This is a genomic window from Pontivivens nitratireducens (assembly GCF_011290545.1).
GTDB classification, from domain to species: Bacteria; Pseudomonadota; Alphaproteobacteria; order Rhodobacterales; family Rhodobacteraceae; genus Pontivivens; species Pontivivens nitratireducens.
In genome coordinates, this window is record NZ_CP049811.1 from 1,935,130 (window position 1) to 1,961,649 (window position 26,520).

25 protein-coding genes are annotated in these 26,520 nt (G+C 62.6%); 17 read left to right on the forward strand and 8 right to left on the reverse strand.

What is annotated here, in order from left to right:
* Nucleotides 1–133: 133 nt before the first annotated feature.
* From G8E03_RS09590 to rarD, 3 genes are all read left to right on the forward strand, one after another.
* The gene (locus G8E03_RS09590; RefSeq protein ID WP_166191055.1) at nucleotides 134–733 is read left to right on the forward strand and encodes a superoxide dismutase; all 600 of its coding nucleotides are present in this window, start codon (nucleotides 134–136) and stop codon (nucleotides 731–733) included.
* Nucleotides 730–1,620, forward strand: a complete 891-nt coding sequence (locus tag G8E03_RS09595) for a metallophosphoesterase (RefSeq protein ID WP_166191057.1) — start codon at nucleotides 730–732, stop codon at nucleotides 1,618–1,620. Before G8E03_RS09590 ends, G8E03_RS09595 begins: the two co-directional genes overlap by 4 nt.
* Before the next feature lie 89 nt (nucleotides 1,621–1,709).
* Nucleotides 1,710–2,591 carry an EamA family transporter RarD gene (gene rarD / locus G8E03_RS09600; protein WP_166191059.1) on the forward strand — a complete coding sequence of 294 codons (882 nt, stop codon included), beginning with the start codon at nucleotides 1,710–1,712 and terminating at the stop codon, nucleotides 2,589–2,591.
* On the opposite strand, the gene G8E03_RS09605 is transcribed toward rarD, so the two are convergent.
* Nucleotides 2,555–3,115, reverse strand: a complete 561-nt coding sequence (locus tag G8E03_RS09605) for an LOG family protein (RefSeq protein WP_166191061.1) — start codon at nucleotides 3,113–3,115, stop codon at nucleotides 2,555–2,557. The two genes, rarD and G8E03_RS09605, sit on opposite strands and share 37 nt — an antisense overlap.
* 137 nt (nucleotides 3,116–3,252) lie before the next feature.
* Between G8E03_RS09605 and G8E03_RS09610 the strand changes: the two genes are divergently transcribed.
* The 4 genes from G8E03_RS09610 to G8E03_RS09625 all read left to right on the forward strand — a co-directional run bounded on the left by G8E03_RS09610 (nucleotide 3,253) and on the right by G8E03_RS09625 (nucleotide 8,346).
* Nucleotides 3,253–4,761, forward strand: coding sequence for an Ig-like domain-containing protein (locus tag G8E03_RS09610; protein WP_166191063.1), 1,509 nt, complete (start codon nucleotides 3,253–3,255; stop codon nucleotides 4,759–4,761).
* A 53-nt stretch (nucleotides 4,762–4,814) separates the two neighbouring features.
* Nucleotides 4,815–5,372 (forward strand): sigma-70 family RNA polymerase sigma factor, encoded by a 558-nt coding sequence (locus G8E03_RS09615; protein ID WP_166191065.1) that lies wholly within the window; start codon nucleotides 4,815–4,817, stop codon nucleotides 5,370–5,372.
* Nucleotides 5,369–6,079, forward strand: a complete 711-nt coding sequence (locus G8E03_RS09620) for an anti-sigma factor (protein WP_166191067.1) — start codon at nucleotides 5,369–5,371, stop codon at nucleotides 6,077–6,079. Before G8E03_RS09615 ends, G8E03_RS09620 begins: the two co-directional genes overlap by 4 nt.
* A 422-nt stretch (nucleotides 6,080–6,501) precedes the next feature.
* Nucleotides 6,502–8,346 carry an ABCB family ABC transporter ATP-binding protein/permease gene (locus G8E03_RS09625; protein WP_240910318.1) on the forward strand — a complete coding sequence of 615 codons (1,845 nt, stop codon included), beginning with the start codon at nucleotides 6,502–6,504 and terminating at the stop codon, nucleotides 8,344–8,346.
* A gap of 60 nt (nucleotides 8,347–8,406) precedes the next feature.
* On the opposite strand, the gene tyrS is transcribed toward G8E03_RS09625, so the two are convergent.
* Nucleotides 8,407–9,636 (reverse strand): tyrosine--tRNA ligase, encoded by a 1,230-nt coding sequence (gene tyrS / locus G8E03_RS09630; RefSeq protein WP_166191069.1) that lies wholly within the window; start codon nucleotides 9,634–9,636, stop codon nucleotides 8,407–8,409.
* A 74-nt stretch (nucleotides 9,637–9,710) separates the two neighbouring features.
* Here tyrS and G8E03_RS09635 point away from each other — a divergent pair, with 74 nt between their 5' ends.
* Nucleotides 9,711–10,850, forward strand: a complete 1,140-nt coding sequence (locus tag G8E03_RS09635; RefSeq protein ID WP_166191071.1) for an anhydro-N-acetylmuramic acid kinase — start codon at nucleotides 9,711–9,713, stop codon at nucleotides 10,848–10,850.
* On the opposite strand, the gene G8E03_RS09640 is transcribed toward G8E03_RS09635, so the two are convergent.
* Entirely contained in the window at nucleotides 10,800–11,990 is a 1,191-nt protein-coding gene (locus G8E03_RS09640; protein ID WP_166191073.1) for an FAD-dependent monooxygenase, read from the reverse strand. The genes G8E03_RS09635 and G8E03_RS09640 overlap by 51 nt on opposite strands.
* Nucleotides 11,991–11,997: 7 nt before the next feature.
* On the reverse strand, nucleotides 11,998–12,645 hold the full coding sequence (locus G8E03_RS09645) for a pyrimidine 5'-nucleotidase (RefSeq protein WP_166191075.1): 648 nt from the start codon (nucleotides 12,643–12,645) through the stop codon (nucleotides 11,998–12,000).
* Between the two features lie 52 nt (nucleotides 12,646–12,697).
* On the opposite strand from G8E03_RS09645, the gene G8E03_RS09650 reads away from it, so the two are divergent.
* The 4 genes from G8E03_RS09650 (at nucleotide 12,698) to lipA (ending at nucleotide 16,016) form a co-directional block, all read left to right on the forward strand.
* Nucleotides 12,698–13,525: a class I SAM-dependent methyltransferase gene (locus tag G8E03_RS09650; protein WP_166191077.1), complete on the forward strand. Its 828-nt coding sequence runs from the start codon at nucleotides 12,698–12,700 to the stop codon at nucleotides 13,523–13,525.
* Between the two features lie 78 nt (nucleotides 13,526–13,603).
* The gene (locus G8E03_RS09655; RefSeq protein ID WP_166191079.1) at nucleotides 13,604–14,242 is read left to right on the forward strand and encodes a GntR family transcriptional regulator; all 639 of its coding nucleotides are present in this window, start codon (nucleotides 13,604–13,606) and stop codon (nucleotides 14,240–14,242) included.
* The gene (locus tag G8E03_RS09660) at nucleotides 14,239–14,964 is read left to right on the forward strand and encodes a fumarylacetoacetate hydrolase family protein (protein WP_166191081.1); all 726 of its coding nucleotides are present in this window, start codon (nucleotides 14,239–14,241) and stop codon (nucleotides 14,962–14,964) included. The genes G8E03_RS09655 and G8E03_RS09660 overlap by 4 nt, the downstream gene beginning before the upstream one ends.
* A 95-nt stretch (nucleotides 14,965–15,059) precedes the next feature.
* Nucleotides 15,060–16,016 carry a lipoyl synthase gene (lipA, locus tag G8E03_RS09665; RefSeq protein WP_166191083.1) on the forward strand — a complete coding sequence of 319 codons (957 nt, stop codon included), beginning with the start codon at nucleotides 15,060–15,062 and terminating at the stop codon, nucleotides 16,014–16,016.
* Here the strand turns inward: lipA and G8E03_RS09670 are convergent.
* Together G8E03_RS09670 and hpt are read right to left on the reverse strand one after the other, a co-directional pair.
* Nucleotides 16,013–16,540 (reverse strand): CBS domain-containing protein, encoded by a 528-nt coding sequence (locus tag G8E03_RS09670; RefSeq protein WP_166191085.1) that lies wholly within the window; start codon nucleotides 16,538–16,540, stop codon nucleotides 16,013–16,015. The two genes, lipA and G8E03_RS09670, sit on opposite strands and share 4 nt — an antisense overlap.
* A 58-nt stretch (nucleotides 16,541–16,598) precedes the next feature.
* Nucleotides 16,599–17,135 (reverse strand): hypoxanthine phosphoribosyltransferase, encoded by a 537-nt coding sequence (gene hpt, locus G8E03_RS09675; RefSeq protein WP_166191087.1) that lies wholly within the window; start codon nucleotides 17,133–17,135, stop codon nucleotides 16,599–16,601.
* Nucleotides 17,136–17,227: 92 nt separating this feature from the next.
* Here hpt and G8E03_RS09680 point away from each other — a divergent pair, with 92 nt between their 5' ends.
* Nucleotides 17,228–17,680 carry a type II toxin-antitoxin system RatA family toxin gene (locus G8E03_RS09680; RefSeq protein WP_166191089.1) on the forward strand — a complete coding sequence of 151 codons (453 nt, stop codon included), beginning with the start codon at nucleotides 17,228–17,230 and terminating at the stop codon, nucleotides 17,678–17,680.
* Between the two features lie 114 nt (nucleotides 17,681–17,794).
* Here the strand turns inward: G8E03_RS09680 and G8E03_RS09685 are convergent, their stop codons facing one another.
* Nucleotides 17,795–21,082, reverse strand: coding sequence for a transglutaminase family protein (locus G8E03_RS09685; protein ID WP_166191091.1), 3,288 nt, complete (start codon nucleotides 21,080–21,082; stop codon nucleotides 17,795–17,797).
* A 125-nt stretch (nucleotides 21,083–21,207) separates the two neighbouring features.
* Between G8E03_RS09685 and G8E03_RS09690 the strand changes: the two genes are divergently transcribed.
* The 4 genes from G8E03_RS09690 (at nucleotide 21,208) to ctaA (ending at nucleotide 25,704) form a co-directional block, all read left to right on the forward strand.
* Entirely contained in the window at nucleotides 21,208–22,611 is a 1,404-nt protein-coding gene (locus G8E03_RS09690; protein ID WP_166191093.1) for a circularly permuted type 2 ATP-grasp protein, read from the forward strand.
* Between the two features lie 13 nt (nucleotides 22,612–22,624).
* Complete coding sequence (locus tag G8E03_RS09695) at nucleotides 22,625–23,605, forward strand: alpha-E domain-containing protein (protein WP_166191095.1); 981 nt, start codon at nucleotides 22,625–22,627, stop codon at nucleotides 23,603–23,605.
* 63 nt (nucleotides 23,606–23,668) lie between these two features.
* Nucleotides 23,669–24,400, forward strand: coding sequence for a proteasome-type protease (locus tag G8E03_RS09700; RefSeq protein ID WP_166191097.1), 732 nt, complete (start codon nucleotides 23,669–23,671; stop codon nucleotides 24,398–24,400).
* A gap of 170 nt (nucleotides 24,401–24,570) precedes the next feature.
* Nucleotides 24,571–25,704 (forward strand): heme A synthase, encoded by a 1,134-nt coding sequence (ctaA, locus tag G8E03_RS09705; RefSeq protein WP_166191099.1) that lies wholly within the window; start codon nucleotides 24,571–24,573, stop codon nucleotides 25,702–25,704.
* Here the strand turns inward: ctaA and G8E03_RS09710 are convergent.
* Nucleotides 25,701–26,513, reverse strand: a complete 813-nt coding sequence (locus G8E03_RS09710; RefSeq protein WP_166191101.1) for an enoyl-CoA hydratase — start codon at nucleotides 26,511–26,513, stop codon at nucleotides 25,701–25,703. The genes ctaA and G8E03_RS09710 overlap by 4 nt on opposite strands.
* Between the last annotated feature and the right edge of the window lie 7 nt (nucleotides 26,514–26,520).

The following is a 26,520-nucleotide window of genomic DNA, read 5'->3' on the forward strand; positions in this document are numbered from 1 at the left end:
CTTTGCGCAATTTCTCCCGTGTTTTCCGGTCGTGATTGCCCGTTTTGCGCCATGGCCCTTTCCACGACGGGATCGAGTGATATGTAAAAGGGCAACCGACCGCGATGTTGCGGTCCAGCACAGGAGAAACCCGATGGCTTTCACGCTTCCCGATCTGCCCTATGCACACGATGCCCTCGCCCCCCACGGGATGAGCGCGGAGACACTCGAATATCACCACGATCTGCACCACAACGCCTATGTGACCAACGGAAACAAGGCGATCGAAGGCACCGAGTGGGAGAACAAATCCCTCGAAGAGATCATCCGTGGCACCTACGATGCCAATGCGGTCGCGCAGAATGGTATCTTCAACAACATTTCGCAGCTGTGGAATCACAACCAGTTCTGGGAAATGATGAGCCCCGGCACCACCGCGATGCCCTCCGAGCTGGAGAGCGCGATCAAGGCAAACTTCGATTCCGTTGAGGAGTTCAAGTCGCAGTTCGCCGCCGCTGGCGCTGGTCAGTTCGGTTCGGGCTGGGCCTGGCTGGTCAAGGATCAGGACGGCTCGCTCAAGGTCACGAAGACCGAGAACGGCGTGAACCCCATCTGCTTCAACCAGACCGCGCTGCTGGGATGTGACGTTTGGGAGCATTCTTATTACATCGACTTCCGCAACAAGCGTCCGGCCTACCTCACCAACTTCCTCGACAACCTGGTGAACTGGGAAAATGTAGCGTCGCGTCTATGACACCTTTCAAGCGCAAGGCACTGCGCGTTTATTCGAAGGGCACCCGCACGGGTGCCCTTCGTCGTTTCCTGAAATGGGGTTTCGATCCATCGCTACGGGTCCAGGTCACACGTTGGAAGATCAGCCCCGCCAAGTGGACGGCAGGCCAGATGCGGATCGTCATACTGTCTGACATCCATGCCAGCGCCCCGTTCATGATGCCCCGACATATCCGGAAATATGTGCGCCGCGCCAATGCGCTGGCCCCGGATCTGATCCTTTTGCCCGGTGACTTCGCCTATGGTGTGCTACCGGGTTTCAAGCGCCCCTCGCGGCAGGCGGTCGTTGATGAATTGACGGCGTTGAATGCTCCATTGGGTGTCTATGCCGTGATGGGAAACCATGATTGGAAAGAGGACGAGGAGATGGAGGATATATCCTCCGGTCCGCCGCAGATCGCGCGCTTGCTCGAAGCGGCCGGTATTCCGGTTCTGGAAAACAAGGCGATCAAGATCTCTCGCGACGACGGCGATTTCTGGCTGGCGGGCCTGGGTGATCAGCGAGCGTTCAAGAAGGACGGGGAGATGATCGGCTCAGACGATCTGCCCGGTACGATGGCACAGATCGGTGACGACGAATGCCCGGCAATCATGATGGCCCATGAGCCGGACGGGTTCGTCGATATGGATGAAAAGATCGCGCTGACGATCTCGGGTCATACGCATGGCGGTCAGATGACGTTCTTCGGCAAGGTGCTGGGCGTGCCCTCCAAGTACGGCACACGCTACGCCTATGGCCACGTGCATGAGGATCAGGGCGATCTGATCGTCACCAGCGGGCTTGGCTGCGCGGTGTTTCCGCTGCGTCTGGGCGTGGTTCCCGAGATCGGCGTCGTCGAACTGAGCTGATTGTCGGCGTACAATCCGGGCCTTCTGCTTTGACAGTCTGGACGATATGCCGGTTGGGGAAGGCCCCTGATCGGCAAAGGTAAGCTGCAATGACCAATGGTATGAAGGGCGTGCTGGCTATGCTGGCCGTGTGCACGACATGGGGCCTGTCGGGTATATATTACGCGCAGGTCACCCATTTGCCGCCGCTCGAAGTGCTGGCGCATCGCACGATCTGGTCTTTTCTGTTCTTCGCCATCGTGATCGCACTCACAGGTCGCGGGGATAAGGTGCGTGAGGCCGCTTCCAGCCGCCGCACCCTCGGCCTGCTGACGGTCAGTGCTCTGCTGATCTCGACCAACTGGTTCGGCTTCATCTTCGCGATCCATTCAGGCCGCGCGATGGAGGCGTCGCTGGGCTACTACATCTTTCCGCTGGTCACGGTCGTGCTGGGATATCTGGTGTTCGGTGAACGGTTCGGACCGTGGCAGGGCATCGGCATCGCGCTGGCCACCGGGGCCGTGCTGACCCTGACGCTGGGTCTGGGCGTCGCGCCGTGGATATCGCTGCTGCTGGCCGGAACGTTCGGCGGCTATGGGCTGGTCAAGAAAGTACTGACCGTGGGCCCTGTGACCAGCACATTTCTGGAGGTTGCGCTGCTGATGCCCCTCGCGCTGGGATATGTCGCCCTCGGGCCGGGTGTGGCGCATCTGGACGCTCATGACTGGGCGCTGCTGGCGATGTCGGGCATCATCACCGGCGGCCCCTTGGTGGGGTTCGCCTATGCCGCGACCCGGTTGCACTACGCAACGCTGGGTCTGACGCAGTACCTGAACCCGACGTTGCAATTCGCGGTCGCGGCGTTCCTGTTCAATGAGCCGTTTACCCGGTGGCACGCCATCGCCTTTCCGATGATCTGGATGGCGCTGGCGCTGTATTCACTGGGTGTTCTGCGTCAGGACAGGCGCGCGCGCAAACTGGCCATGGCCTGATCCGGAGTGGTGACGACGGTCAGGAATTCCTTGAACGAGGGTTCGGCGAAACCGCGTGCGATAATGCCGTCGATCAGATCGATCAGCCCGTCCCAATAGCCGTTGGTGTTGAGCAGGACGATGGGTTTGTCGTGCACGCCCAGTTGGCGCCAGGTCATGACCTCGAACAACTCGTCCAGTGTGCCCGGCCCACCCGGCAGGACGAGGATCGCATCGGAGTTCGCGAACATCACCGTCTTTCGTGTGTGCATGTTGTCCGTCACCACGAAGGCGTCGGAGGAAACGCGCCCGACCTCCACGTCCACCAGGTGTTGCGGGATCACGCCAAACAGCTTGCCCCCCGCGCTCTGCGCGGCCTCCGCGACGGCGCCCATGATGCCGATATCGCCCGCGCCATAGATGACGCGCCAGCCTTCGGCGGCAATGGCCTGCCCGATTGTGGTGGCATCTGCTATAAAGGCAGGGTCATCGCCTGGGCGAGATCCGCAGAATACGCAGATACCATGGGTAAGTGTGCTGGTCATGTGGCCTCCTTGCCGCAACTGGCGGCACGTAACGTTCCTCTGGTCGGCAAATATTTGCCTATCTTCGACACACGTATAACAGTGTCAGGCAGACGGAACCGATACATCACACCGGATGGCGACTGGCGAGGGATATTATGGAACAAACGAAGCGTATTGGACTCTTCCTGGTTCCGGTCGTCGCCGGTCTGCTTGGATTGTGGTGGTATCAGGCGCAGCGGACCGGGGGACAGATTGGCGAGGACCCCGTGGTTCAGAGCGGTGAGGTCGCGCCCGGAACAGGGTCGAGCGGACAAACCGCTGATATGTCACCCACGACGCCAGACACAGTCATCGCACCGGAGCCGGAGGTGCAGGCTCCGCAAATGGAACAGACCGGCGTGGCCGCGCCTGCGGGGGAATTAGACAACGCTGCAACAGAGGCATCGGAACCCGTGGTTGCCGCCGTGCCGTCGCAAATAGCTGAGACCACCATGACTGAGTCGGCAACGACGACGATGCCGGATCCGTCCACCGCCCCGGATTTCGGCGGAGCGGAACAGCAACCGGACGTTGATGAGAAGCCTGTGATTGCTACCCTTTCCCAATCCGGTGAAACTTCCACCGCAGAGGAGGCCGTCCCCGAACCTGAAGGGGATAGCGCGCAGACCTTTGCAGCTGGGACTGCAACCTCCGATATGCCGGACACCACCGATCTCGACCCATCGCAGAGTGCGAGGGTGCCGAACTCCGACACACGATTGGCGGGAACGGATGAACCGGCAACCTCTGCCGTCACTGCTCAGGATCGCGAACCAGAAGCGTCGCAGGTCGCGGATGACGCGACGCCAGTGACCGCCGCCCAGTTCGATCTGGTGCGGGTTGAGAGCGATGGCTCCACCGTGATCGCAGGCCGGGCGGAACCGGGGGCCGAGGTCACGGTAACTGCCGACGGTCAGCCGATCGGCACGGCCACCGCTTCGGACCGGGGGGAGTTCGTGGCGATGGTCGATACGCCGCGCACCGGATTCGCGCAGGAACTGCGGTTGCGCACCGGTTCGGACGGCGACGAGGTCACATCAGACGAGGCGGTCATCATTATCGTGGATGCTCCGGACGAGGCGGAAAGCACCCCGGAAGCCCCGGTCGTCGTCATCTCCTCCCCCACTCAGGTGGAGGTGGTGCAACCCGCATTGTCCCAGCCGGTGGGCCAGATCGTGCTCGATACCATCAGCTATTCGGCGGAGGGCGCCGTGATCCTGAGCGGTCGCGGAACGCCTGCCAGCACGGCGCGGATCTATGCCAACGACGCCCCCATAGCCGAGGCGGACATCCGTGCAGACGGGACGTGGACGGTTGTGGTGGAGGCGCTGCCGATTGGAAACTACACGCTGAGGGTGGATGAAGTGGCCGATGATGGGCGCGTCACCAGCCGTGCGCAAAGCCCGTTTCGCCGCGTCGAACCCGCGTTTGCCATCGCCACGGTGGACCAAGCGGACCCGTTGGAGCAGATCGTCGTGCAGCCCGGAAACAACCTGTGGACCATTGCGCGGGAGCGGTACGGGAAAGGCCCGCTGTTCACGCAAATTTTTACAGCAAATTCCGATCAGATACGCGATCCTGACCTGATATACCCCGGACAGATCTTTTCCCTGCCCGACGAATGAGGTCGCGCAAGGTCGTCTGGCTCCCATGCAATGTCGAATAAGTTGAGGCACCAATGTCCGCAGAACGCATCGAACACCTGATTGGGCGCGTGGTGCTGAAGGACCGTGCCGCATTCATTGATCTCTACGATCAGACATCCGCGAAACTTTTCGGCGTTTGCCTTCGTATACTCAAGAACAGGGCAGAGGCCGAGGAGGCGGTGCAGGAGGTATTCGTCAAGGTCTGGAACAATGCCGACCGCTACAAGTCAGGCGGCTTTTCACCGATCAGCTGGATGGTCGCCATCGCGCGCAACCACTCCATCGACCGCCTGCGCAAACGTCGTGGCAATCACGTGGAGATCGACGAGGCCGTTCAGATCCCCGATTCGGGGCCGGGACCGGAGGAGCAGTTGATCGCCAGCGACACGGGGCGCAGAATATCGTTGTGCCTGCAGGAATTGCCTGAGGATCGGGCGAACGCCGTGCGCGGCGCTTACCTCGAAGGTTACAGTTACGCCGAACTGGCGGAGCGGCATTCGGTGCCGTTGAACACGATGAAGACCTGGCTGCGCCGCAGCCTGCTTGCCCTGCGCGATTGCCTGGGTGGGGGGAAGATGGAAGAAGTATGAGCGATAAAGCACATCAAGACGGAGACGGCAGGAACTGGCTGGCGGCCGAGTTCGCGCTTGGCCTGCTCGACGGTGCCGCGCTTGTTGAGGCGGCGTCGCTGATGCGCACCGACCGTGCTTTCGCCGCTCAGGTCACTGACTGGCAACGAAAACTCTCGGATCTCGATAGCGAGTTTGAGGAGGTCACGGTTCCGGCGGCGGTCCGCAAGCAGTTGACCGCCCGCCTGTTCGGGGCGCAGCCATCTATGTTGTCGCGGCTGTGGAACAGCACCCCGTTGTGGCGCGGTGTTGCCGCGCTGGGTGTTGCGGCGGCTGTTTTCGTCTCGTTCGACGATGCGGTCGCACCGCCCCCGCCCGGCCTGCCGGATGCGGATCTGGTAACGGCCCTGTTCGCACCGGACAGCGATATCTCGTTCATCACGCGATACGATGCCGAACGTGCGGTCCTGCGGGTCAACAGGCTGTCGGGCGAACCCGATCCGGGCCGCGATCTGGAGCTGTGGTTCGCACCCACGCCGACCGCCGCGCCGATGTCGATGGGCGTCGTGCCCGAACAGCAGGTCTACGAAATCGAGCTTTCGCCCGAGGTCGCCGCCCAAATGACCACGAACGCGCATTTCGGCGTCAGTATGGAGCCGGAGGGGGGATCCACCACCGGCGCGCCGAGCGGGCCGGTTCTGGTCGTCGCGGACATTCACGCGATCTAGCCGGACTTTGCTCGTGCACTTCGCGAACGTGACCGGGACGCTGGCGCGTAGCTTTGATGGGTGGGACGGAAACGGCGCGCCGGGGCGGCAATTTCCGCCTCTGTTCACCCGGTGTCGCCAGCAGGTGCGGGATTTGCTGATAGATGGTGAAAACACGGGAAATCAACGTGATGTCATGGAACCTTGTGGCCACCGTATTTGTTCTCCTCACACGAACAGTTTAGTCGGCGCCCCGCGTGGGCGTCGCTTAGTTGAGGTGGCGAAGTTGCGTATTACGCCGCCTCGGCGGCGGGCCAGTTGACAGTTTCATCCCCGACCGGTCCGTCGCCCACATATCGCGCGTCTGCCAGCGGCGGACGCGCGCGGGCTTTGCAATCACCTTCGTGCGCTATATGTGTCGGTCTCACCCCGCTGGAGCCGACATGACCGACGCAACGAACGATGCCGATATTCCGGCGCGCACCTTCCGTGATGACAACACACGCGAACGCTCGGTTCTGACCAAGGTCATTCCGTATCTATGGCCGGAAAATCAGCCGCAATTGCGGTTCAGGGTCGTTTTGTCGATGATCCTGTTGGTGGTGGCAAAGGTCATCACGTTGGCTACGCCGCTGTTCTTCTCGGGTGCGGTCGATGCCCTCGCGCCGGAGGAAGCGGGCCAGAACACCGGGTTCTTGCTCGCCTTGGGTCCGGTCGCGCTGGTTGTCGGGTTCGGACTGGCCCGGGCGGGTCAGGTCGGGTTCAACCAGATGCGCGACGCGGTTTTTGCCCGCGTCGGTCAACGCGCATTGCGCCGTCTGGCGCTGGAGACGTTCGAACATATTCACGCGCTGTCCATGCGCTATCACATCGCACGAAAGACCGGCGGTTTGAGCCGTATCATCGAACGCGGGGTGAAGGGTGTCGATTTCCTTCTGCGCTTCGTTCTGTTCTCCATCGGGCCGTTGATCGTCGAGCTGGCGCTGATGGCCGCGATCTTCTGGTACATGTTCGGGGTCGGCTACATGATCGTCGTTCTGACCACGATCACGCTGTACACCCTGTTCACCTTCAAGGTCACCGAATGGCGTGTGGCGATCCGCAAGCGCATGAACGAGCGTGACACCGACGCCAATCAAAAGGCGATCGACAGCCTGCTGAACTTCGAAACCGTCAAGTATTTCGGGGCGGAGCAGCGCGAGGCGACACGCTACGACGCCTCCATGCGGGGGTATGAGGCGGAGGCGATCAAGACGCAGATCTCGCTCGCCGGTCTGAACTTCGGCCAATCGCTGATCATCACCACGGGGCTGGTGATCGTGCTGGTCATGGCGGCGCTGGACGTACAGGCGGGCAATCTGACGGTGGGGCAGTTCACGGCGGTGAACCTCTACATGATCCAGATCACGATGCCGCTGAACTTTCTGGGAACGGTCTACCGCGAGATTCGACAAGCTCTCGTTGATATGGGTGAGATGTTCGGTCTGCTGGAACAACCGGCGGAGGTCACGGACAAGTCGGATGCCAAGGAGTTGCGGGTTGAGGGCGGACGCATCACGTTGCGGGACGTGCAGTTCGGCTACGACGCGGATCGCGGTATCCTCAAGGGGGTCGATATCGACGTGGCGCCGGGTCAGACGGTGGCGCTGGTCGGGCATTCGGGGTCTGGCAAGTCCACCATCGGACGTCTGCTGTTCCGGTTCTATGATGTCACCGGCGGCGCGATCGAGATCGACGGGCAAGACCTTCGCGATGTGACGCAGGAAAGCTTGCGCGCGGCCATTGGCGTGGTGCCGCAGGACACGGTTCTGTTCAACGATACCGTCGGCTACAATATCGGCTACGGCAAACCGGATGCGTCGCAGGCGCAGATCGAGGAGGCGGCCCGCGCCGCGCGCATCCACGATTTCATCGCCAGCCTGCCCGAAGGATACGAGACAAAGGTCGGCGAACGCGGGTTGAAGCTGTCGGGCGGTGAAAAGCAGCGCGTCGGCATCGCCCGCACCATCCTGAAGAATCCACCGATCCTGCTGCTGGATGAGGCGACCTCCGCTCTCGATTCCGAGACGGAGCAGGGCATCCAGGAAAGTCTGGAGGAGATGGGGGAGGGCCGCACGGTCATCACCATCGCGCACCGCCTGTCCACTGTCGTCCACGCCGACCAGATCGTCGTGCTGGAGGCAGGCACCGTTGTCGAGCGTGGCACCCATGAGGGGCTGCTGGCGAAGCATGGCCGCTATGCCAGCATGTGGGCACGGCAGGCGGCGGAGGAGCAGGAGGAGGCTTGATCCGCTTGCCGGAGGCCCGGATCCGGGCCTCCGATATGGACAGTCGTCCGGTCGGGAAAATCAGCCCGCGCGCACCAGAACATGCCGCTTCTTGCCCGCGCTCAGCTTGAGCGTGTCGGCAACGTCGATCATCTGACCTGCATCGCTCACGACCACGTCGTCGATCTTTGCGCCGCCCTCGGCGATCAGACGCTTGGCCTCCTTGCCCGACGCCGACAAGCCTGCCTTGACGAACAATTGCACGACGCTGACCTGCCCTGCGGGCAGGGTGATTGTCGGCAGGTCGTCACCGATGCCGCCCTTCTCGAACACCTCGCGCGAGGTCTGCTCCGCCGCTGCGGCTGCGTCCGCCCCATGGGCCAGGGTGGTGACCGCGTTGGCAAGCTGGATCTTCGCCTCGTTGATGTCTGCGCCCTGCAGGGCGGCAAACCGCTCGCACTCGTCCAGCGGCAATTCGGTGAACAGCTTGAGGAATTTGCCGACATCCGCGTCCAGCGTGTTGCGCCAGAACTGCCAGAACTCATAAGGCGAAAGACGGTCGGCGTTCAGCCAGATCGCCCCGCTGGCCGACTTGCCCATTTTCGTGCCGTCCGCCTTGGTCAACAGCGGGGTCGTCAGGCCGAACACCTGATTGCGGTTGATCCGCCGGGTCAGGTCGATGCCGTTGACGATATTGCCCCATTGATCCGACCCGCCCATTTGCAAGGCGCAACCATAGCGCTTGTTCAGTTCCATGAAGTCATATGCCTGCAACAGCATGTAGTTGAATTCCAGGAAGGTCAGCGGCTGTTCACGGTCCAGCCGCAGCTTGACACTGTCGAAGCTGAGCATCCGGTTGATGGTGAAGTGGCGCCCGTAATCGCGCAGGAAGGCGACGTAGTTCAACTGGTCCAGCCATTCGGCATTGTCAGGCTGCACCGCATCCTGTGCGCCGTCACCGAAGGTCAGGAATTTCTCGAACACGTCGCGGATGCCGGCCATGTTGGCGTTGATCTGCTCGGTCGTCAGCAACTGACGGGCCTCGTCCTTGCCGGACGGATCGCCGATCTTGGTGGTGCCGCCGCCCATCAGGGTGATGGGTTTGTGTCCGGTCTTTTGCAGCCAGCGCAGCATCATGATCTGGGTGAGGTGCCCGACATGCAGGCTGTCCGCCGTGCAGTCGAAGCCGATATAGCCGGGGACGATCCCCTTCAGCAGCGCCTCGTCGAGGGCTTCCAGATCGGTACAATCCTGCATGAATCCGCGCGCGATCATGGTGCGGAGGAATTCGCTCTTCGGCTGGTAGGTCATCATCTCATCCTTTGCGCCTTAACGAGGCACGCGATATATGCCCCGCTGAGGAACGAAAGAAAAGAGGACGTGCGATGCGGGCGATCGGATTGATGAGCGGCACGTCCATGGATGGCGTGGATGCCGCGTGGATCCAGACGGACGGCCACCGGATCGAGGGGTTCGGTCAGGGGCATTTCACCCCCTACACGGCTGAGGAACGCTCCGTTCTGGTTGTGGCGCAGGGTCTGTGGCCGGGGACAGGCAATGCGTTGGGTGCGACGGCGGAAATCGTGGAGCGTCGCCACCTCGCAGCGGTGCGCGCATTGCCCACGGCGGATGTGGTTGGGTTCCACGGACAGACCCTGGCCCATGATCCGGTCGGACGTCGTACGCATCAGCTTGGCGACGGGGCGGCGCTGGCGGCAAAGCTCGCCATGCCGGTCGTCTGGGATTTTCGCACGGCGGACATGCAGGCAGGGGGAGAGGGCGCGCCGCTGGCCCCGTTCTTTCATCACGCGCTCGCCCGGTGGGCCGGGATGCAGGAACCGGTGGCGTTCCTGAACCTGGGTGGCGTCGGGAATGTCACCTGGGTCGATCCGCGCATTCCGCAACCCGAAGCGCCCGGCGCCCTGCTGGCCTTCGATACCGGGCCCGCGAATGCGTTGCTGGACGATTTCATGCAGGAGCGTACAGGCGTGCCGCAGGATCTGTCAGGCGCACAAGCAAGCCGGGGTGCGCTGTGGCATCGAGCAGATCCCGTATTCGACGATCCGTATTTTGATGTGCCACCGCCGAAATCCTTGGATCGCAATGGTTTCCGTGAAGTTTCGAAAGCAGCGCGTGAGATGGAGACTCGCGATGGCGCTGCGTTTCTGACCGCCTTTACCATCCACGCGGTGCGGCGCGCGCGCGCGCATCTGCCCTCACCCCCGGCGCGCTGGCTGGTCTGTGGTGGCGGTCGGCGCAATGCGACGATGATGGCCTGGTTGGGCACCTCGCTGGATAGTGTCGTCGATCCGGTGGAGGCTGTGGGCCTGGATGGTGACATGCTGGAGGCGCAGGCCTTCGCCTATCTGGCCGTGCGGGTGCTCAAGGGGCTGGCGACATCGGCTCCCGGCACGACGGGTTGCGCCGCGCCGGTATGCGGGGGCCGTATTTCGGGTCAGATTTCAGGCCAAATTTCAGGCCAGTCCCATGCCGCGCCGCAGGGCGGCGGCGCGCACCGGTCCTAGGGTACCGATCAGGTGTAGCCCGGCCCGTCGCAGGTCGCGCAGGGGCTGAACCTCGGTCAGGGCGGCACGGTTCAGCAGCTCCACCCCCCGTTCCCGCAGTGTGATGTCGTGGCGGCGCGCGCGGTTGTAATCATCCAGCATCGCCTCACTGCCCAAACCATGCCGGCCTGCGGCATCCAGTAGAGCGCGGATATCGGCCAGCGATATGTTCAGACCTTGCGCCCCGATCGGCGGCATGACATGCGCGGCCTCCGCAATCAGAGCGGTCCGTGGGCCGGTCAGCGCGGAGGCCTGTTGCGAGATGATCGGCCAGCAGCCCCGCGCCCCCTCGATCTGCAAGGGACCGAGGATGCCGCAGGACCGCTCCGTCGCGGCGGCGCTGAACGGTGCGTCGTCCAGCTTCATCAGCTCCGCGATGTTCGGGCCGGTATCCATCCAGACCACAGCGGAGCGATGAACGCCGTCCTGATCGGGCAGGGGAACCAGCGTGAAGGGCCCGCCGGTGCGGTGCAGTTCGGTACTGACCCCGTTATGCGGCAGCGCGTGACGCACGGCGAAGACGATGCCCTTCTGACCGTACCGCGTGGTGCGCACCGGAATATCGAGCAATTCGCGGATCAGGCTGTCGCGACCATCGGCGGCGATAACCAGCTTCGCCTCGATCCGGGTGCCATCGTCGAGGGTGACACGCGCAGCGCCGGTGCGCGGCAGCAGGTCCCGCACCGCGCGGCCCATCCGCAGGTCGAGCGTGGGGAACGTCTCTGCATGTGCGATCATGGTCTGGCGCAGGGCGCGGTTGGGGATATTCCAGCCAAATCTCTCATGACCGATTTCGGTTGCGGTGAAATCGACCTGTTCGCGGATCTCGTTCTCAACCCCGCCCGCATCGCACAGCCGCATGACCCGCAGTTCCGCGGCATGGGGTGCGAGGCGATCCCACAGCCCGATCTGGCGCATCATCTCCACCGCCGGCATCAAAAACGCGGTGGAGCGCAGATCCGCGCGCATGTCGTTCTGCTCCACGATGGGGGGGGAGGGATCGACGCAGATCACATCGTAGCCGATACTGGCAAAGCTCATCGCCGCCATCAGCCCGGCAACGCCGCCCCCCGCGACCAGAATATCCTTATTATGCAGCATTATACCCTCACCCGTTGATGCGCGACAGGAACTGCGCGAGGTCGTCCGTCACATGATGGACATGATCGGGTTGTGCCACATCCTCCTGCGAGACGAGCACGGTTCGCATTCCCAGCTTATACGGAATAGTCAGGTTGATCGCCATATCCTCGAACATCGCGGAACGCTCCGGCGTCAGCCCTTCGGCCGCAAAAACCCTGTCGAAGGCCTCGGGGCGGGGTTTCGAGACATATTTCGCGTCCTCGATGCCGTAATGCGCGTCGAAGGCACCGGTCAGGCCCAAAGCCTCAGTCACGCGGTCGGCATGGCGTCGCGATCCGTTGGTGAAGACGATCTTGCGCCCCGGCAGCCTGTCGATTTCCGCCCGCAAGTGCAGCGCCGGGGCGATGTTCTTCAGGTCCAGTTCATGCGTGTCGCGCAGGAAATCGTCAGCGTCGATGCCGTGATGTTCGATCAATCCGCCCAGCGTCGTGCCGTATTGCGTCAGATACCCCTCTCTCAGGGCCTGCGCCTCTTGCGGGGGTACGCCGATTTCGCGCGTGATCCAGGCATTCATCCGTGCATCCATCTGATCGAACAGACGGGCGGTCGGGGGGTACAGCGTGTTGTCCAGGTCGAAAACCCAGCTGCGTACATGGTCAAATTGGTCTTTCATTTTTATGCATCTAAGCTGCACATAAGCACGGGTCGAGAGGGAGGTGAGAATAATGAGCGGATTAGAGGATTGGACGGGGCGTGTGGGCCGCGAATGGGCTGACAAGGCGGACGCGATGGACGGTTTGCTGGGCCCGGTGGGGGCTGCGGGGATCGACGCGCTTGGCGATGTGCGCGGGCAGCGCGTGCTCGATCTGGGATGCGGGGCAGGTGACACCGCATTCGCGCTGACTGTTGCGGGCGCGCAGGTCACAGGGCTGGACGTATCCGGCGATCTGCTGGCGGTGGCGCGGGGCCAGGATACGGCGCAGCGGATCGAGTGGGTGCACGACGATGCCGCCCGGCACGAATTCGACGTTCCGTTCGATGCATTGCATTCGCGCTGCGGGGCGATGTTCTTCGATGCGCCGGAACAGGCGTGGGGCCACCTGCACGCGCAGATGAAACCTGGCGGTAAGCTCTCCGTCACCTGTTGGCGTGAGGCCGCGCTGAACGGTTGGGTGACGGTGCCGCTGGTGGCCGCGCGTCCCGTTCTGGGCAAGGACGTGACCCGCCCCCCGTCGTTGAGCGGGCCGGGCCCGTTCGGATGGGCCGATCCGGATTATTTCGCGCCCTTGCTGCGCGATGCGGGATGGCAGGACGTAGAGTGGCAGGCCGTGGATCGACCCGCGCGCATCGCGACCGGAAACGATCCTGATCCCGTCGTGCGGGCCGTTGCCTTCGTAATGCGAATCGGCACTCTGGCCAGCAGGTTGCGTCAGGTCGACCCCGATACGAGGGCCCGTGTGGCCGCCGCCCTGACCGACGCGTTCTCACCCTTGGTGCGCGACGGATATGTCGAGGTGCCGACGGCTGGCTGGTGCATCACTGCAAAGGCGTGAGCGGGCCTTGACCTGTCGGCATACCGACGTGCACAAAAGCCGCTGACGGTATTCATGCTCGCAAATCGAAGGACCGATATGTCCGAGACACATCCGAACGATGCCTATGGCCGTATTCTGAACGCCATCGACCACGGGGATTACCGGCCGAGCGACAGGTTGGTGGAAAGCGAACTGGCCGACCGTCTGGGCATGTCGCGCACCCCCATCCGCGAGGCGTTGCAACGGCTGGAAACGCAAGGCGTGCTGAGCCGCGACGGGCGTAGCCTGATGGTCGCCTCGCTGGATCACGATCAACTGGGGGAGCTCTATACCGTCCGGGCGGAGCTGGAGGGGCTGGCCGCCCGTCTGGCCGCGCAACATGCCGCACCCGAGGAGATCGGCGTGCTCTACGACATGATCGCACAGGATCGGAAGCTGCTGGGCGATCCGCAGGCGTTGAGCCGGGCGAACAAGCGCTTTCACCGTCAGATCCACCTCGCCTCGCACAACCGGTTCCTGATCCGGCAGCTGGAAAGCGTCCGACGCTCCATGGCGTTGCTGACCACGACCTCGTTCGCCGCCAGCGGGCGCAGCGGTGCCGCGCTGGACGAACATCACGTCATCGTCACCGCAATCGAGGCGCGTGACGGGGCCGCAGCGGACGACGCCGCGCGGGCTCACATTTCCGCCGCCTATCAAACCCGCCTTATGGTCGATGCCGGAGAAATCAGATGACCCCGATGAGCCTGGCGATCCAGATCGCAAAGGACCGCGCCGACCGGAGCGATTTCGCGGATTATGACATCCCCGATATTCAGACGGCTTATGCCGTGCAGGACGCGCTCACCGCGTTGGAGGGGCCTGTCGGCGGCTACAAGATCGCCTGGAACCGCCCTGAATTGCTGTCCGGTTTCGGCGTCGAGGCCCCCGCCGGCGCGCGGGTGCTGAAGCGGTCGATCCTGCCGGACGGGGCGGTGCTGTCGGCGCAGGACCATTCCACCCTGATGCTGGAACCCGAAATCGCGGCCGTCCTGGCCGAGGACATTCCCATAGTGGCGCAGGACGCCGACAGCGTTGCGCGCCATGTCGGGTATCTGGTCCCGGCGTTCGAGGTTCTCGACCGTCGGCGTGCCGCGTCCAGGGACGGCCTGAACATCATCGCGCAGGGTGTCTTCAACGCGGGCCTGGTCCTTGGAACGCCGAGCGGCGATCAGATCGGGGCCACGCATGTTCGCATCGGTGATACGGTTCACTGCGACAGCGCGAATGCCGCCCCCGAACCGCCGATGGATGCGCTCGCCTATCTGGCCAATCTGTATGCGGCGCGCGGTGTGCAACTGCGGCAGGGTGATGTTATCCTGTGTGGCGCGCACACACCGCTGCTGCCGGTCGCCGCAGGTGACGATGCGCGCATGGCGATCGCTGGTCTGGGTGAAGTCACGCTGCGCGTCGAATAGGGCACAGTGCCGCCGCACCACGCCCCGAAACGCTTGACGCGGACCATGACAAGGCCGATGTGAAACGGTATGACAGTCCCGCGAAGGAGATCACCATGGCACCACGCGATCTGAAAATCCCGGCCGAGCGTCACCCCGAGAAGGCGCGGCGCCCCGATAACGCCCAGCCGCGCAAGCCCGACTGGATCCGCGTCAAGGCGCCGAACTCCGCCGGATACCGCGAAACCGCGAAGATCATGCGTGAAAATAACCTCGTCACCGTGTGTGAGGAGGCAGGCTGTCCCAATGTCGGCGAATGCTGGTCGCAGGGCCACGCCACCATGATGATCATGGGCGAGGTCTGTACCCGCGCCTGCACGTTCTGCAACATCGCCACCGGCAAACCGCCCGAGGCGCTGGACGTGTTTGAACCGGGCCGCGTCGCCGCCGCGGTTGAGAAGCTGGGCCTGAACCACGTCGTCATCACCTCCGTCGACCGTGACGATATCGACGACGGCGGGGCGGAACATTTTGCCCAGACCATCCGCGCCATCCGCCGCAAGGCCCCTGACACGACGATCGAGATCCTGACCCCGGATTTCATCCGCTCGAAACCCGGATCGCTGGAAATCGTGGTGGAGGCACGCCCCGATGTGTTCAACCACAACCTGGAAACCGTGCCCGGCCTCTACCCGGAGGTACGGCCCGGTGCGCGCTATTTCCACTCGCTGCGCTTGCTGCAACGGGTCAAGGAGATGGACCCGACGATGTTCACGAAATCCGGCATCATGGTCGGATTGGGTGAGGACAAGCAGGCCGTGCATCAGGTGATGGAGGATATGCGCGCCGCCGACATCGATTTCCTGACCATCGGGCAATACCTGCAACCGACGCCGAAGCATCACCGCGTCGACCGCTTCGTGACGCCCGAGGAATTCGCGGGCTACGAAAAGGCCGCCTATGGCAAGGGTTTCCTGATGGTATCCGCCACGCCGTTGACCCGGTCAAGCTATCACGCTGGCGACGATTTCGCGCGTCTGCGTAGCGCGCGGCTCAAGAAACTGGGTGCCTAGCGCGCGGTAAAGATCAGCGCCATCACTATGGTGTATAGCGCCACGACCGCACCGGTGATCGCGATCGGGCGCCACTCCATGGCATGGCGCGCGGTTCCGCCGCCCATGCGCCCATCTGTCAGTTCCGGCCAAGTATAGCTGACGAAATCGCCTTGGGTGAAAACCGCCTCCAACTGTCCTGTCTCATCCACGACGGGCAGGCGGCGAAACCGCTCGTTCGACATGATGCGCAGCCAATCCACCACCTGATCGTCGCGCTGAGCGACACGGGGATTCGCTGTCATGATCTGGCCGACCTGTGTGGTTTCGACGTCGAGGTCACTGTCGATCAGGCGCTTGAGAATATCGCGTTCTGTCATCACGCCTTCGACACACCCCGCATCGTCCACCACGACAACGCAGCCGTAATTGTGCCGGGCCATGCCGCGCACCGCATCGCGTACCATATCGGTCGAACCGGCCGTAAGCGGGCGCGGCTTCTGTGCAAATTCAGGACGTTGCGCGATGGTCCGGCGATCTGTCATCTGTGATCCTCAATGGCTGGACCACAACTAGGACGCCACCACCCCGCGACAAGTCGCCTCAGCTCGGCAGAAAGCGAACCTTGCCGATATGCGGCAGGTTGCGGTTGCGTTGGGCATAGTCGATGCCATAGCCCACGACAAATTCGTCCGGGATTTCGAAACCGGTCCATGTGGCGCGGATATCGACCTCGCGTCGGGAGGGTTTGTCGAGCAGGGCGCAAACCTCCAACCGGGCCGGATTGCGGGCCTCCAACATGCCGCGCACGTGATTCAGGGTCCAGCCAGTATCCACAATATCCTCGACCACCAGCACGTCGCGCCCCTCAATTCCGGATCGCAAGTCCTTGAGAATGCGCACTTCCCGGCTGGATTCCACACCATCGCCATAGCTTGACGCCTCAATGAAATCGACCTCGACCGGCAGGTCCAGTTCGCGAACCAGGTCAGCGATGAAGATGAACGATCCGCGCAAAAGCCCCACGACGACGAGCTTGTCGGTATCCGCGAAATGGTCGGAGATCGTGCGGGCCAGCGCCTCGACCCGGGCGGCAATGGATTTGGCCGAAATCATCTCGTCGATGGCATAGGGTAGCATGAAACTCTCCGCAATAGGGGGAACCCGATGTTGTATGCGCCGCTTGTTTACGGCAAACAGATCACGCCTGAAAGAGCCGTGAGGGGGCAAAGATGACGACCCATACCGATGAGAGGGTGATGCCCTACACCGCGCAGCAGATGTACGATCTGGTCGCGGACGTGAAATCCTATCCGCAGTTCCTGCCCTGGGTCGTGGCCTGCCGCGTGCGTGAAGAGCGCGAGATACCCGAGGGGACTCAGGTGGATGCCGACCTTATCGTCAGTTTCAAGGTGTTCCGTGAGAGCTTCCTCAGCCGCGTGACCATGAAACCTGTGCCGATGACGATCGACGTGGAATATCTTGAGGGACCGTTCAAATACCTCGTCAATAACTGGCGGTTCGAACCGCGCGCGGATGGCGGCTGCACCGTGCATTTCTTCGTCGATTTCGAATTCAAGTCGCGCATCCTGCAGGCGGCCATCGGCGTCGTCTTCAACGAGGCGATGCGCCGGATCGTCGGCGCGTTCGAGGCGCGGGCGGGAGAGCTTTACGGCAAATCCTGACGCCATCGCCGCCGCGCCTGCCCGAACTGCCCTTCCTAAGAAGGAGCTGACCGCCCCCTCCCTTTCACTTTCCCCAAATATCCCCGCCGGAGGCATCCGACGGGGATATTCGTTTCACACCCGACGCAGATCGAGTGTCTTGGGGAAGTCCGGATGCACGCCGAGGAATTTCGGGTGATCCAAGTGCTGCGAGTGCCCGCCCTTCTCGAATCGCGAAATCCGACGGCCCTCGGCCTCCAGCGCGTTGATGGGGCGAACCTCGTGTGCGCGACCGCCGGGGTGGTGGACATGGTAAGTGCATCCGCCGACGGAGCGGCCCGAAAGGTTGTCCCACAGATCGAAGACCAGCGGGCCGTGGGCCGGGATGGTGGGGTGCAATGCGCTCCACGGTTGCCATGAGCGGAAGCGGATGCCCGCGACCTGTTTGCCGCGTACCTCATGCAGGGGCAGAGCGTAGCCGTTGCAGGTCAGTTGGAAGCGCGGATCGGCGTTTTCCATGCCGATCTGCAAACGCTCGACGGAACTGTCCACGAAGCGGGCGGTGCCGCCGGCGGTGCTTTCCTCACCCAGAACCAGCCAAGGCTCGATCGCGGCGCGCAGCTCCAGCCCCACGCCTTCGACCTGATGCGTGCCTAGGATCGGGAAGCGGAAATCGCGTTGTGCGACAAACCAGGCCTCGTCGAACGGGGTGCCGTGCGCGCCGCTGAGATCGGCGAGCACGTCCTGGAAATCGGCCCAGCAATGCGCGGGCAGCAGATATGTGTCGTGCAGATGGGTGCCGCGCGGTTTCAGCGCGCCTTTGTATGGCTCATTCCAGAACCATGCGATCAAACCGCGGATGATCAGCGCCTGCGCCATGCCCATGCGCGGATGCGGTGGCATCTCGAAGCCGCGAAACTCCACTAGACCCAGACGGCCGGTAGGACCGTCGGGCGAGAACAGCTTGTCGATGCAAATCTCCGCCCGGTGGGTGTTGCCGGTCAGATCGGTCAGCAGGTGGCGGAAGATGCGGTCCACCAGCCACAACGGGGGCTCGCCGCCCAGACGCTCGACCTCCTTCAACGCGATCTGCATCTCATACAGGCTGTCGTGGCGGGCCTCATCCAGGCGTGGGGCCTGGCTGGTCGGACCGATAAACATGCCCGAGAACAGATAGCTGAGCGACGGGTGGTTTTGCCAGTAGCGGATGATCGAGCCGAGCAAATCGGGCCGGCGCAGGAACGGGCTGTCGGACGGGGTTTCGCCACCGACGACGATGTGATTGCCGCCACCGGAGCCGGTGGGACGCCCGTCCACCTGGAACGTAAAGCTGTCCAGACCGATCTCACGCGCTTCGTCGTAGAGGACTTCGGTCACTTGGGCGAGCTGGTCCCAGTTCTTGGCCGGGTGGATGTTCACCTCGATCACGCCGGGGTCGGGGGTGACGCCGATCATGTTCATGCGCGGATCGCGGGGCGGCTCATAGCCTTCGACATGCACGGGCTGGTCCAGCGCCTCGGCTGTTTCCTCCACCGCGCTGATCAGGTCGATATATTCCTCGACGGTGCCGGTGGGGGGCAGGAAGACGCAGACACGGCCGTCGCGCGGTTCCACGGTCAGCGCGGTGCGGACCGGTTCCTCGCTTTCGAGGAAGACAGTATGTGCGGCCATCCAGTCATCGGACGGGGTTTGTGAGGGTTCGGACACGACGCGCCCGCCCTCGACCTGCGGCAGGGGACCGGGTTTGACCATCGGATCGCGCTGGAACTGGTGGATGCGCCGCGCCTCGGGCACATGCTCCAGCGAACCGAGGGGCAGGCGGAAGCCTGCGGGGCTGTCGCCGGGCATCAGGAACAGCTTGCCGCGCCGGGTTTTCCATTTCTCGGACCGCCATTTGAAGCGCCGCCGGTCGCCGGACTGTGCCAGTTGCAGCGGCAGGACGAAGGCGGTGGCGTTGCCCAATCCGCGTTCAAACACGCGGGCGAGGCGGGCGCGTTCCTGCGGATCGTCCAGCTTGGAATCCTCCGGGTCCACATTCGCGGGCAGTTCCTGTTCGCGCAGCGAGAAGGCGGCGGGATCCTCGAATGTCGGGGCGGCCAGATCGCGTTCGACCTCCAGCGCATCGCACAGATGCTCCATGAAGGTTTCGGCCTCCTCGATACCGGCGCCCTGCGCGCCCTCCTTGGCGACCAGATCGGGGTTTTTCCACAGCGGCAGACCGTCGCCGCGCCAGTAGAGCGAAAACGCCCAGCGGGGAAGCTGTTCGCCCGGATACCACTTGCCCTGACCGTAATGCAGCATTCCGCCGGGAGCGAAGCGCGTGCGCAGGCGGCGGATCAGCTCGTCGGCCTTCTCCCGCTTGGTGGGCCCCACGGCATCCACGGTCCACTCCTTACCATCCCGGTCATAGGCGGAGACGAATGTCGGCTCCCCGCCCATGGTCAGGCGCACGTCGCCTTCCTCAAGCTTGCGGTCGATCATCCGACCAGTGCGGTCCAGTGCTGCCCAGTTCGCGTCGGAGATGGGGGCGGTGACGCGCGGCGGCTCCTCGATCCGGTCCACACGCATCTCGAAGTCGAATTCCACTTCCGCCTGCTCCAGCGAACCGGAGATCGGCGCGGCGGAGGAGGGCAGCGGCGTGCAGGCCAGCGGAATGTGCCCCTCACCCGCAAAGAGGCCCGATGTCGGGTCGAGACCGACCCATCCCGCGCCGGGCAGATAGACCTCGCACCAGGCGTGCAGATCGGTGAAGTCTTCCTCAGGCCCGTCGGCACCATTGGTCGAGCGCAGGTCCGCCTTGAGCTGCACCAGATAGCCAGACACGAACCGCGCCGCGTAGCCGAATTCGCGCAGCATGTTCACCAGAAGCCACGCCGAATCGCGACATGATCCCAATGCCTTGACGATGGTTTCCTTGGGCGTCTGCACGCCCGGCTCCATCCGCACGGTGTAGTTGATGGTGTTCTGGACGTATTGATTGATCGCCACCAACCAGTCGTTGGTGGAGCCGGAGGGCTGCGGTGCGGCAGCCATGTAGCGGTGGAACGTCTTGGTCTGGCGCGGCTGGCGGCGGAAGATCGACAGCTCCTTGCGCAGGGTGCCCGAATATTGGAACGGCACCTCGGCGGCACCATCCTCGACGAAGAAATCGAACGGGTTGATCGCGATCATGTCCGCGATCAACTGCACCTCGACGCTGAATTCAGTGGTTTTCTCAGGAAAGACCAGACGCGCCTGCCAGTTGGAAAATGCGTCCTGCTGCCAGTTCAGGAAATGATCCTCGGGCGTGATCTTGAGAGAATAGGACAGCACCGGCGTACGGGCATGTGGCGCAGGCCTGAGGCGCACAACATGCGGGTTGAGCTGGATCGGCCGGTCATAGCTGTAGCTGGTCCGGTGAGTCAGTGCGATCTTGATGCTCATAATGTCTCCATGTCGGGCGCGAGTGCCGAAAAAAGTGTCAGCGACCCTTGGCAAGTGTAGAAAAAAGGTCAGACTGTATGGGAGAAGCTGACATAACGGACGGAAATTTCCACCGGAAAGGCGAAATGTTCAACGAAATGTATCGCGGGGACGATATTCGTCCCGAGTACCGACTGATCCAGGACTGGCTGAATGCCAACGGTCCTGACGCTCTCAACGAAAAAAGAGCGGAGGCCGAAGCCCTGTTTCGCAGGGTGGGGATCACCTTCGCGGTATATGGGGAGGGGGGCGACCCGGAACGTCTGATCCCGTTTGACATGGTGCCGCGCATTTTCAGCGCCACCGAATGGGACCGGATAGAGGCCGGATCCATCCAGCGGGCCAAAGCGCTGAACGCCTTTCTGACCGACATCTACACCGAGCGCGCCATCGTGAAGGCGGGCATTGTTCCTGCCGATCTGATCGACGGCAACGATGCGTATGAACCGGTGATGGAGGGGTTCGCCCCCCCCGGCGGCATCTATTCCCACATCTGCGGCGTCGATCTGGTGCAGGTCGGTGAGGGGGAAAGCTACGTGCTGGAGGATAATTGCCGCACGCCCTCCGGTATTTCCTACGTTCTGGAAAACCGTGAGGTGATGTCGCGCATGTTCCCCGAGCTGTTCCGGTCGGGCATCGTGCGGCCCGTGGATCATTACGGCGACATGCTGGCTGAGGCGATGGCCTCCGTCGCGCCGCCGATGTGTGAGGGGGAACCGACCCTGGCCCTGCTGACGCCCGGGCATTTCAACTCCGCCTATTACGAGCATACGTTTCTCGCCGATCTGATGGGCGTGGAACTGGTCGAGGGGCCGGATCTGTTCGTTGAGGACAATCGCGTCTTCATGCGCACCACGCAGGGCGCGCAACGGATCGACGTGCTGTACCGGCGGCTGGACGATGCCTTCCTCGACCCCAGATGTTTCCGCCCGGATTCGATGCTGGGCGTTCCGGGCATCATGGAGGCGTACAAGAACGGCGGCGTCACCATCGTCAACGCGCCGGGCGCGGGCGTGGCGGACGACAAGGCGATCTATATCTACGTCCCCGAAATGGTGAAGTTCTATCTGGGTGAGGAACCGATCCTGCCCAACGTGCCGACTTGGCGCTGCGGAAAGCCCGACGAATACAAATATGTCATGGAAAACCTCGCGGATCTGGTGGTGAAGGAAGTTCACGGCTCCGGCGGCTATGGCATGTTGATCGGCCCCAAGGCCACGAAAGCCGAGATCGAGGAGTACGCCAAGCGGATCGAGGCTGATCCCGCAGGCTTCATCGCGCAACCCACATTGGCGCTGAGCACCGCGCCGACACTGGGCGCTGACGGTCTGGTCGCGCGTCACGTTGATCTGCGCCCCTTCGTGATTTCCGGTCGTGAGACGAAGCTGATCCCCGGCGGTTTGACCCGTGTCGCACTAAAAGAGGGCTCGCTGGTCGTGAACTCATCGCAGGGCGGCGGCGTCAAGGATACGTGGGTTCTGAACAAATGATGGGGGCCACACGATGCTGAGCCGGACCGCAAACGGACTTTTCTGGATGTCACGCTATGTCGAGCGTGCGTCGAACATCGCACGCCTGCTGGATGCGGGCCGCCGGATGGACAACATCCCCAATTCGGATGAGGGGCGGGCCTCGGAATGGGAATCGATCCTGATAGCCAGCGGCAGCCATGAGATCTATGATGGTGATATCAAGAACGCCGACATGGAAAGCGTGGCGCGGCATCTGATCTTCAACGAGGACAACCCGTCCTCGATCCTGTGCTGCATGAAATCCGCACGCGAAAACGCGCGCGCCATGCGCATTGCCGTCACGCGCGAGGTTTGGGATGTGCTCAATTCCAACTGGGCGGAGATGCGCGGCAAGTCGGGCCGTGACATCACCGGCGGGCGACTGGCCGAGTTTCTGGATTGGGTAAAAAATTGCGGTTTCCTTTTCCAGGGCGCGGTCGAGGCTTCGATGCTGCGTGACGAGGGCCGCGATTTCATCACGCTGGGAATGGCGGTGGAACGCTCGGACGCAACCGCCCGTCTGATCGACGTGAAATATCACGTGCTGCTGCCCGACGCGCAGGATGTCGGCGGCGGGTTGGACCACATGCAGTGGGTGCAGTTGCTGCGGGCGACGAATTCGCTGCGCGCGTTCCGCTGGATATATCGTGAGACGGTGACACCTCAATCCGTCGTGCACTTCCTGATTCTCAACAAGAAAAGCCCGCGCAGCATCATCGCCGCGATGTGCGACATCGTGGAACATCTGGAATCCATCGGCGGCGGCACCCCGGACCAGCGTGCCGTTTGTGCACAGGCCCGCGAGATGCTGACTACGCTCGACGCCTTGTCGGTGGAGCAGATCATCGGCAACGGATTGCACGAATGGCTGACCCGGCAGATCGCGGATACGAACGTTCTGGCCGGCGCGATCGCGCACGCATATGGCTTTAATGGACCGGAATTGATAGAAACTCAGTCGCAGTCACAATAATGCTTGATTTCGTGTGGGCGGCGCACAGTTGTTGCCGCTCACAACTCCTCCGAGGAAATCCCAATGACCTATTGCGTCGCAATCAAACTGAACGAAGGTATCGTCTGTCTTTCCGACACGCGCACGAATGCCGGGATCGACACGATCTCGAAGTATAAGAAGATGTTCACCTGGACCGTCCCGGGTGATCGGGTCATGACAATGATGACGGCGGGCAATCTGGCCATTACGCAGGCTGTCATCTCGCTGCTGAATGAAAATATCGAACATACCGAGGACGGTATTGAGACACTGTACACCGCGCCTACCATGTTTCGCGTCGCGGAGATCGTCGGCGATGCAATGCGGATTGTGATGAACCGTTATGGCCCGGGCCTGCAGCAGGCGGGTGAGAGCGCGCTCAGCTCCATCGTTCTGGCCGGACAGCGTGCCGGTGGTGAGATGCGCCTGTTCAATATCTACTCTGCCGGTAACTTCATCGAAGCGACTGAGGATACGCCTTATTTCCAGATTGGTGAGCATAAATACGGCAAGCCCATTCTGGATCGAATCATCACGCCCGAGACTCCGCTGAATGTGGGGATCACCGCGGCTTTCCTTTCGATGGATTCGACGCTGCGTTCGAATCTCAGCGTCGGGATGCCGCTGGATCTGGCGGTCATCAAGAAGGATGATATCGGTTTCGATCAGTTGCGTCGCATCGAGGAAGGTGACGAGAACTGGGCGCTGATGTCCGAGGCATGGTCCGCAGCCCTGCGTGGTGCCTTCGACGAGATGACACAGATCGACGTCTGATCGACCTGCTGATCGCAAATCGTGCCGACCCCGTCACATGACGGGGGCGGCATTTTCATATCTCGATCTCGCAGGACAACCTGTGCCGCGGCAATCCGCGTCGCCCCCGGCTCTTGTGAGCGGGCAGGCGGCGCGGTAAGTCCGAAGGCGAAATTGCGACAGGACGGATCATGGCCAATTCCCGCTCGATTTTTGAGGATGTGACGACCACCACGCCGGCAAACCCCGCTCCACCGCCGCGCCGTCTGGACGATATGCCGGCCCGACGTGCCATCGCCCGTTGGCTGGGCGTGTTGTTCCTGCTGGTTCTGGCGATGATCGTGGTCGGCGGACTGACCCGACTGACCGATAGCGGGCTGTCGATTACCGAATGGAAACCCCTGACCGGCGCGATCCCGCCCTTGTCTGCGGAAATGTGGGCCATCGAGTTCGACAAGTACCGCACAATCCCGGAATATCAGCTTCAAAACCGGGGCATGACGCTGGGCGAATTTCAAACAATCTACTGGTGGGAATGGGGTCACAGGCAACTTGGCCGGGTGATCGGGCTGGTTTGGGCGGTTGGCTTCGTCTGGTTTCTGGCACGACGCAAGATTCCGCGCGGATGGACGCCGCGTCTGCTGGGAATCGGCGCTTTGGGCGGGCTGCAAGGGGCCATCGGCTGGTGGATGGTGTCGAGCGGTCTGGACGGCACGATGCTGGATGTGGCGAGCTACCGCCTCGCCACGCATCTAGGGCTGGCCTTCGTTATTCTGGGACTGATCGCCTGGTACATCTTTCGCCTGAACCGTCGCGAAGCGGAGCTTTTGCAGGCTCGGCGCCAACGTGTCGTGCCGCTTGTGCGTCTGTCGGGCATTCTGGCGGCCTTGGTGTTCGTGCAAATCCTGATGGGGGCGCTGGTCGCGGGCATTGATGCCGGACGCAGCTATACCGATTGGCCGCTGATGGCCGGGCAGGTGTTTCCGCCGGATGCCTTCGTGCTGGAGCCTGCCTGGACGAATTTCCTGCAAAACCCCGGCCTGGTTCAGTTCAATCACCGTATTCTGGCCTATATCGTGGCCGCGTTCGGGCTGTTCGTCTGGCTCAGGGCGCGAAAATCCTCACTGCGCAAGGTGCAGGCGTCGTTCAACATGATGGCGTCAATGCTGGCATTGCAGATCGTCTTGGGCATCGTGACCGTGATCTACGGTGCGCCATGGTATTTCGCGATCCTGCATCAGCTGCTGGCAGTCGGCCTCTGGGTCGGGGTATTGCGGGCGCGATTCTCCGCCGCGTATCCGGTTATGCAGAGCGTGCGCGGCTAGGGAGTCTTCCAACTGGGGTCGCGCTTTTCAAGAAAGGCCGCGATCCCTTCCTCGGTATCGGGTTCCGCCATGTTCAGCGCCATGACCTCACCCGTAAAGGCGTAGGCCTCGTCGATGCCCATTTCCAACTGGCGATAGAACGCCCCCTTGCCATAGCGCATAGCAGTGGGCAATTTCGCCGCGACGCTGCGGGCCAGCGCGTCTGCATGTGCGCCGAGCATGTCCTGCGGCACCACGCGGTTGACAAGGCCCAGTTCCAACGCGCGGTCGGCCGAAATGAACGATCCGGTGGTCAGCATCTCGAACGCCTGTTTGCGCGGAATATTGCGGCTGAGCGCGACCATGGGGGTCGAGCAGAACAGCCCGATATTCACACCATTGACCCCGAAGCGGGTGCCCTGCGCCGCGACGGCCATGTCGCAGGTCGCGACCAGCTGACACCCGGCGGCGGTCGCGATGCCATGAACTTGCGCGATCACCGGCTGGGGCAGGTCGCGGATCGCGGTCATGACGCGGGTGCATGTGGCAAAGAGGTCACGGAAATAGGCGGCTCCACCATCGGGGGATTTGCGTGCCGCTGTCATCTGGCGCAGATCGTGACCCGCGCAGAACGCCTTGCCCGCACCGCGCAGAATCACCGCACGGATGCTGTCATCGGTGGACAGAGCGTCGAGTTGCACGAGCAGCGCCGCCAGCATTTCCTCTGACAGCGGATTGATTTTTTCGGCGTGGTTCAGGGTCAGTGTCGCGATGCCATCTGCATCCTGGCGAAGAAGAAGCGCACTTTCGGAGGTGCTTTGGATCGACATATGAGGA